Annotated in this window: 6 protein-coding genes and 1 pseudogene; all 7 read right to left on the bottom strand. The window is 65.4% G+C overall.

Features of this window, described 5'->3' with window-relative positions:
* Nucleotides 1-1,402, bottom strand: a 1,402-nt coding sequence (locus EOA23_RS29640) for an FAD-binding protein (RefSeq protein WP_127306744.1), incomplete at its 3' end; no start/stop codon positions are given.
* 38 nt (nucleotides 1,403-1,440) lie between these two features.
* Nucleotides 1,441-2,037, bottom strand: coding sequence for a thioredoxin family protein (locus EOA23_RS29635; RefSeq protein WP_127306743.1), 597 nt, complete (start codon nucleotides 2,035-2,037; stop codon nucleotides 1,441-1,443).
* A gap of 268 nt (nucleotides 2,038-2,305) precedes the next feature.
* A complete protein-coding gene (locus EOA23_RS29630) occupies nucleotides 2,306-3,370 on the bottom strand; it encodes an ABC transporter ATP-binding protein (RefSeq protein ID WP_127306742.1) in 1,065 nt (354 codons plus the stop codon).
* Nucleotides 3,370-4,158, bottom strand: coding sequence for an ABC transporter permease (locus EOA23_RS29625; protein WP_127306741.1), 789 nt, complete (start codon nucleotides 4,156-4,158; stop codon nucleotides 3,370-3,372). Before EOA23_RS29625 ends, EOA23_RS29630 begins: the two co-directional genes overlap by 1 nt.
* Complete coding sequence (locus tag EOA23_RS29620; RefSeq protein ID WP_127251434.1) at nucleotides 4,158-5,027, bottom strand: ABC transporter permease; 870 nt, start codon at nucleotides 5,025-5,027, stop codon at nucleotides 4,158-4,160. Before EOA23_RS29620 ends, EOA23_RS29625 begins: the two co-directional genes overlap by 1 nt.
* 27 nt (nucleotides 5,028-5,054) lie before the next feature.
* A complete protein-coding gene (locus tag EOA23_RS29615; RefSeq protein WP_127306740.1) occupies nucleotides 5,055-6,119 on the bottom strand; it encodes an ABC transporter substrate-binding protein in 1,065 nt (354 codons plus the stop codon).
* Between the two features lie 39 nt (nucleotides 6,120-6,158).
* Nucleotides 6,159-7,103 (bottom strand): annotated as a pseudogene (locus EOA23_RS29610) (PfkB family carbohydrate kinase); the annotation flags it as partial.

The raw sequence follows: 7,103 nt of genomic DNA, 5'->3' as shown, positions 1-7,103 counted from the left end.
CCTGCAGATGGGCACGCACATCACGCCAGACACTTTCCAGCCGCTGGGCGCTCCTTTCGAGACGTTCGCCGGTGCGGAAGAAATTCCCGTCTAGGGGCGTAACCTCGGCGCGCACCGCTTCGATGACCTCGGCCGCCGCGATATCGGCGCGCGCCGCTGCCGCCGGTCGCAGTCCGGCCTGGCCCAGGGGCCGCGCCTCCCGGCGGAAGGCCTTGCCGGTCCAGCGCCTGGCATGGACGGACGCGCCCTTGCCGGCCCACCAGCCGCTGGCCAGCGCCCAGGAGGAATTGACGGCGCCACCGCCAGAAACCGCGCCGGTCATGATCTCCCGGCTGGCGGCGTCGCCCGCGACATAGAGCCCAGGCACGCCGGTGGCGCAATCGTCGGAGACGATGTCGATGCCTCCGGTGCCGCGCACCGTGCCTTCGGCGCGCAACGTGATACGGAACAGTTCGGCGAAGGGATCGATGCCGGCCCGGTCATAGGGCACGAAGCAGTTCGGCTGTCCCTGCCGCAGCCAGCCCTGCAGCGCCGGCTCGGCCTGGTCGAGCCGCGCATAGACCGGTCCTTCGATCAGCGCGCGCGCCACCTCGTTCTCGCGCTCGCCGATGCCGTTGCGCAATGGCTCGCCGGTTGGCCCGACGATCGGCGACCCGTCCTCGCGATAAAACGACGCCCAGCGAAATGGCAGGCCCTTGTTCAGCGAGGAACCATGGGGAGCCAGCGTGTACTTGCCCGTGAATTCCATGCCGGACAGGCTGGCGCCGGCTTCCGCCGCCATCAGGTAGCCGTCGCCGGTCAGGCCGGTGCCGCCGAGTATCCGCTCGCGAAAGGCACAGCCGCCGGTTGCCAGCACCACGGCGTTGGCATCGACGCGCCAGTCGTGGCCCGCTTGCCGGGCAAGACCAGCCGCGCCGACGATGGCATCGCCATCCGAGAGCAACTCGAGCGCCGGGTGATGGTCCAGCACGGTGACGCCGGCCATCAGCACACGCCGGCGCATGAAGCGCATGTAGTCGGGACCGCGCAAATTGGCGATGTAGAGCCGCCCGTCATCCTCGCTTGGGAACGGATATCCCCATTCCGAAAGCTTCAGGAGGTTTTGATAGGCCGTATCGACGCAGCGCAGCATCCAGCGCTGGTCGGCGAGTTCGCCGGTGCGCTGCCAGCGTCGCTCCACCACCGCATGCCGATTCTCGCCCGGCGGCACGCACCACGTTCCGGTGTTCGATGGCGCGGTGGCGCCGCTGGTGCCGAGATAGCCTTTGTCGGCGAGCACCACCTTGGCGCCGCTTTCAGCCGCCGCGACCGCCGCCCACGCTGCCGAAGGCCCGCCGCCAAGCACCAGCACGTCGGCTTGCAGATGCAGGCTGTCGGAAGCGGATCGTTGTGGCTGGGGCATGGCTACGCGGCAATGAGGCAATGAATGCGGGATCTGCTTCAGGCGGCGCGGGCAGCGCCGGAGAACCACGCCGGCTCATTGCCGGCGCTCCACTTGATGTTGCAACCGATCGACGGCGCCTGGCTCGCGGCGGGCCTGCCGCCCTCAAGCACCGTGTCCACCGCCGCGCGCAGATCGGCACCCGTCACCGGCTTGCCATTGCCCGGCCGCGCGTCATCGAACTGGCCGTGATAGGCAAGCCTGCGGTCGGACCCGAACAGGAAGAAATCAGGCGTGCAGGCCGCGCCGTAGGCCTTCGCCGTCTGCTGCGATGCGTCCTTGAGGTAGGGGAAGGAATAGCCGAATTTTTCGACCTCCTCGCCGATGCGGGCCAGCGTCTCCTCGGGATGCGCCTCATGGTCGTTGGCGTTGATCGCCACAACCTGCAGGCCCTTGGCGGCATAGTCCCTGGCGAAAGCCGCGAACGCCTCGCGGATCAGCACGACGAAGGGACAGCGATTGGAAATGAAGGCGACAAGCAGCGCCGGCTTGGCATCGAAATCGCCGAGGCGGTGCAGGACGCCCTGTGCGTCGGGCAGGATGAAATCGGCGGCCCGTGTGCCGAGCTCGATGGGGTTGGATTCGGTTTTCGGCATGGAAGCTCTCCCGGTCTCGCTCACGGGACAAACGACGCCGCCAGGCGGCCGCAGTTAGTCTATAAATTTAGTAGAATTATAGGCCGTTATGCCGCTTCGGGGTCAACCGTGAGTGGTAGAATTTCCTGCCAATATTCGGGTAACGCCGGCAAACCTGTTCGGTCGCAGCGCCTGCCGGAGAAAAACACCCGATGGCACTGTCCTTGCGGCGCGGAGCGCCAGGCGCGGCGCCATCAACGCGGGCCGCTGGCAATATGCCGTGCCGGCTTCAAGCCGCGATCAGCACCGTGCTGTCCGGCGACCAGCTAAGCACGACCAGCTGACCTTCGGCCAACCTTTCGGCCCCGGTGTTCTGGACGATCACCTTGAGCGTCTGGCCATCGCGGTCGACGAAATAGGTGCTGTTGTTACCTGCGAAGATGCGCTTCGAGACCTGCCCCGTGAGCATGTTGGCACCGGCTGGATCGGGCTTTGCCGCGCCGGTCGAAATCCGGATGCGCTCGGGCCGGACGGCGCAGCTTGCCTTGGCGCCGGCCGGCACCGAGGCACCTGTCGAAGCCCCGATCGTCGTGCCGTCGGGCAGCTTGATCCCGGAGCCGGTCGCATCGCCGCGAAAGATGTTGGCGTCGCCGAGGAAGGTTGCGGCGAACTCGCTTTGCGGCCTGTCGTAGATCTCTTCCGGCGGCCCTTCCTGCACCAGCCGGCCGTCACGCAATATGCCGATGCGGTCGCTCATCGTCAGCGCCTCTTCCTGGTCGTGGGTGACGAAGATGGTGGTGATGCCGATCTCGCGCTGGATGCGCTTCAGCTCGATCTGCATGTCAACGCGCAGCGCCTTGTCGAGCGCGCCGAGCGGCTCGTCGAGCAGGAGCACGCGCGGCTTGGTGACGATGGCCCGCGCCAGCGCCACGCGTTGGCGCTGGCCGCCGGAGAGCTGGTGCGGCTTGCGCCCGCCGAGCTTGCCGAGTTGCACGAGGTCGAGCGCGCGCTGCACTTCCGCGGCAATCGTCGCTTTCGGCTCGCCGCGCACCGAGAGGCCAAATGCGACATTGTCGGCGACGCTCATATTCGGGAACAGCGCATAGTTCTGGAACACCATGCCGATGCGGCGCTTCTCGACCGGCACCCGCTCGACGCTTTCGCCACCGATGGCGATGCGCCCAGCATCCGGAAAATCGAAGCCGGCGATCTGGCGCAGCAGCGTGGTCTTGCCGCTGCCGGACGGCCCGAGCAGCGCATAGAAGCCGCCATCGGCGAAATCGATCGAGACATCGTCCAGCGCCTTGTGCGCGCCGAAACTGCGGGAGACGTTCGCGACCTGGACGCCAGCCATTATTTCTCCCCGCCGAATTTGAAGAAACGCGCCGTGAGCAGCATCAGCGCCATCGACACGACGATGATGATCGTCGAGACCGCATTGATCTCGGGCGTGAAACCTTTGCGGATCGCGGCGTAGATTTCGACCGGCAGCGTCGTCTGGCCAGGCGTCGACAGGAAGTAGGAGACCACGAACTGGTCGAACGACACCGCGAAGGCGAACAGCCCGCCGGCGATCACGCCGGGCATGATCCAAGGCAAGGTCACGCGCATGGTCACCTGCCACTGGTTGGCGCCGAGCGAGCGCGCCGCCTCCTCCAGCTCCGGCGCGAAGGTCTGCAGCCGGGCCGACACGACGACAATGACGTAAGGCAGCGCGAGCGCGACATGGCCGAGCAGGATGGCGATGAGCCCGCGGCCGATGCCGACTCCGAAGAAGAAGATCAGCATCGCCGTGCCGGTGATCAGCCATGGAATGGCGATCGGCGGGAAGAGCAGCGCCTGCAGGACTTTCTTGCCGCGGAACTCGTATCGGTAGAGCGCGAGCGAGGCCATCGAGCCGAGCACCGTCGAGATCAAAGTGGTGATGATTGCGATCTCGATGCTGTTCCAGGTCGCCGCGATCAGCTGGTCGTTCTGCCAGAGCGAGGCATACCAGTCCGTCGTCCACTCGAACGGCAATTGGTAGAAGGGCGAGGCGTTGAAGGACATCGCCGCCATGATGATGATCGGCAAATAGAGGAAGCCGAGCAAAAGCACGATGTAGAAGCGCCCGAGCCCTTCGAGGATGCGCGTCGTTGCCATCAGCCTGCCCTCCGCAAGACCGGCGCGGCCAGCGCCAGGATGATCAGCACGACGGCGAGCAGGATGAAGGAAAGTGCTGCGCCCAGCGGCCAGTTGAAGACCGCGACGAACTGGTCCTCGATGACCGTGCCGTAGAAGGTGCCGGTGCGCCCACCGAGGATGCGCGGCTCCATGAAAGAACCGACCACCGGCACGAAAATCAGCGCGGCACCGGCGATCAGCCCAGGCATCGACAGCGGGATGATCACCCGCCACAGCACCTGCCGCCGCGATGCGCCGAGCGAGCGGCCGGCCTCGATCAGCGAGTCGTCGATCGCCTGCAGCGTGAGATAGCAGGTCAGCACCATGTAGGGCACATAGGAGTGCACCAGGCCGATGATGACGGCGGGATAGGAATACATGAGATCGATGTTGATCTTGAACGGCAGAACGGCGTTGAGCGCCGTGTCGAGGATGCCGCCTTCGCGCAGCACCATCGCCCAGGAGAAGATGCGCACAAGGCCGTTCGACCAGAAGGGCAGGATGACGAGCAGGAAGATCGCCTCGCGGCTGCGCCCCTTCAGCACCTTGGCCAGAACATAGGCTGCCGGGTAGCCGATTACGACGCACCACAGCGTCACCTCGAGGCCGAGCCGCAGGGAGGCGAACAGAAGCGTCGAATAGAGGCTCTGCGAGAAGAAGGCGGCGTAATTGCCGAGTGTGAACGACCATTCCTTTCCGGCCAGCGGCAGGTCGGTCATGAAGGAGAAGAAGACCATGGCCGACAGCGGCAGGAAGATCGCCACTGTCAGCCACAGATAGGCGGGAAGGAGAAGCGGCAGGGCCGGCTTCAGTCCGCGGCGCGAACCGATCGCAAGCTGGTCAGCCATCCCGCCTCTCCTCCCCGAAAGACTCGATTACTTCACGTTGACCTTGAGCTCCTGCCACAGCGCCAGATACTTCTCGCGCTGCTCGTCGGTGACCGGCGCCTGGAACTGGATGCGCTTGGCGACATCCGGGCTGCCCATGACCTTGCGGTTGAAGGCATCCTCCGGCAGCGCGTCGACCGCCTTGGTGTTGGCCGAAACCGGCGCGCCGACCTTGGTGACCCATTCGACATAGAACTTCGGATCGATCATGTAGTTGATGAAGGCCTCGGCGCCGGCAACGTTTTTCGAGCCGACGGGAATCGAGAAGGCGTCGAGCCAGGCGACGGCACCCTCTTGCGGGATGACGAGGGAGACCGGCAGCTTGAAATGCGTCTTGGCGCGATCGGCCGAGCCGCTCCAATAGGTGCCGATGTCGATCTGGTTGGAAGCGACCATCTGGTTCCAGTCGTTCTCCGAGCTCCAGAAGGTCTTGATTTGCGGCATCAGCGAGGTGAGCTTCGCCTTGACCGCATCCATATCCTTGATGTCGTTGATGTTCTGACCCGACGCGATCGCGCCGAACTGCACCGCCTCGACCGCGTCGTCGCGGATGATGACGCGGCCCTTATGCGCCGGGTCCCACATCTCGGCGATCGACGTCGGCGGCTTGTCGAAGGACTTGTCGTTGATGGCCAGCGCGGTCAGGCCCCACACCCACGGCACGCCATAGACCTTGCCGTCATGGTTGAGCATCGGCGAGCCGGCCTTGTCCTTGGCGATATCGGCATAGTTGGAGAGCTTCGAGACGTCGATCGGCTGGATCAGCTTGCCGGCCATCGCCTGGTCGTTGAAGGCGGCGTTGATCATGACGACGTCGTAGAGGCCGGGATTGGTGCGGATCTTGGTCAGCATCTCCTGTTCGGAGTTGAAGAAGTCGTTGACCACCTTAAAGCCGGTCGCCTTCTCGAAATTGGCGACGGCCCACGGCTCGTCGGCGCCGTAGCCTTTCCAGTTGAGCACATGCACTTCCTCGGCTGCTTGTGCGGCAAACGTGAATGCGGAGACGAAGACGGCGGTGGCCGTCAGAAAAGCGGTCAGTCTGGGCATGCGCATGTTCTTTTCCTCTCATTGTTTGCCCGATTGACGGGCTTGTTAAGTTGCAGTCGCTTCCGCCCGGCCAGGCGCGGTCATCGCTTCGCCGCGCTCGGTCAGGAACCCCTGGATCTCCATGTCGGTCGGCGCCGAGGACCCGCCATGGCGGGTGACCGAAAGCGCGGCGGCGGCATTCGCGTAGCGAGCCGCCTCGCAAGGCGACATGCCGCGCGAAAGGCCACTGACGAAGGCGCCGATATGCGTGTCGCCGGCCCCGTTCGTGTCGACGGCCTTCACCTCGAAACCGGGAACCGCGCGCGTGCCGCCATCGGCCATGCGCACCAGGCAGCCATGCGCGCCGGCGCGGATGACGACACCTTCGGCGCTGGGGCAATGCTCGGCCAGCAATCGTATGGCGACGGTCTGGGCGTCGCCGGCGCCGGCAATCTCTGCGGCCTCATTGGTGTTGCAGCTCAGCCAGGTCGTGCGCGCCAAAACCCTGCCCAGGATCGGGCGCGGAATATCGGCGATCACCGGCGTCGGATCGAAGAGGAAAGGAATGCCGTCCGGCAGCGCCTCGATCCAGTGGGCCAGCGCATCGCGGCTGCCGGGATAGCTCAGCGTGTAACCCGAGGTGAAAACCCAATCGCCCGAAAGGACTTGGACCGGCTTCATCATGTCCGGCGTCAGCCGGCTCTCGGCGCCCGGCCAGGAAACGAAGGTGCGCTCCGCGTCACCGCTGATCATGGCCACGCAATTGCCGCTGTCCATCAAGGGCGACGGCGGGGTCAGCGTCTCGATGCCTTCGGCGGCGAAGGCGGCGCGCAGGAAGTCTCCGTCCGGCCCGGTGCCGAGCTGGCCGCCGAACACAACTTTCATCCCGGTGCGGCTCGCCGCGGCCATCATGTTGAAGCCGCCGCCGGCACGGAAAAGACCGCGTCAGCTTACGCCCGCGTCGCCGGCGGCCGGCAACGCATCGATGCGGTAGACGTAATCCACCACCGC

Origin of the sequence: Mesorhizobium sp. M2A.F.Ca.ET.042.01.1.1, assembly GCF_003997405.1 — a bacterium.
Lineage (GTDB): Bacteria > Pseudomonadota > Alphaproteobacteria > Rhizobiales > Rhizobiaceae > Mesorhizobium.
Note: the sequence above shows the minus strand (reverse complement) of the source record. Positions and strands in the feature narration are given on the sequence as shown.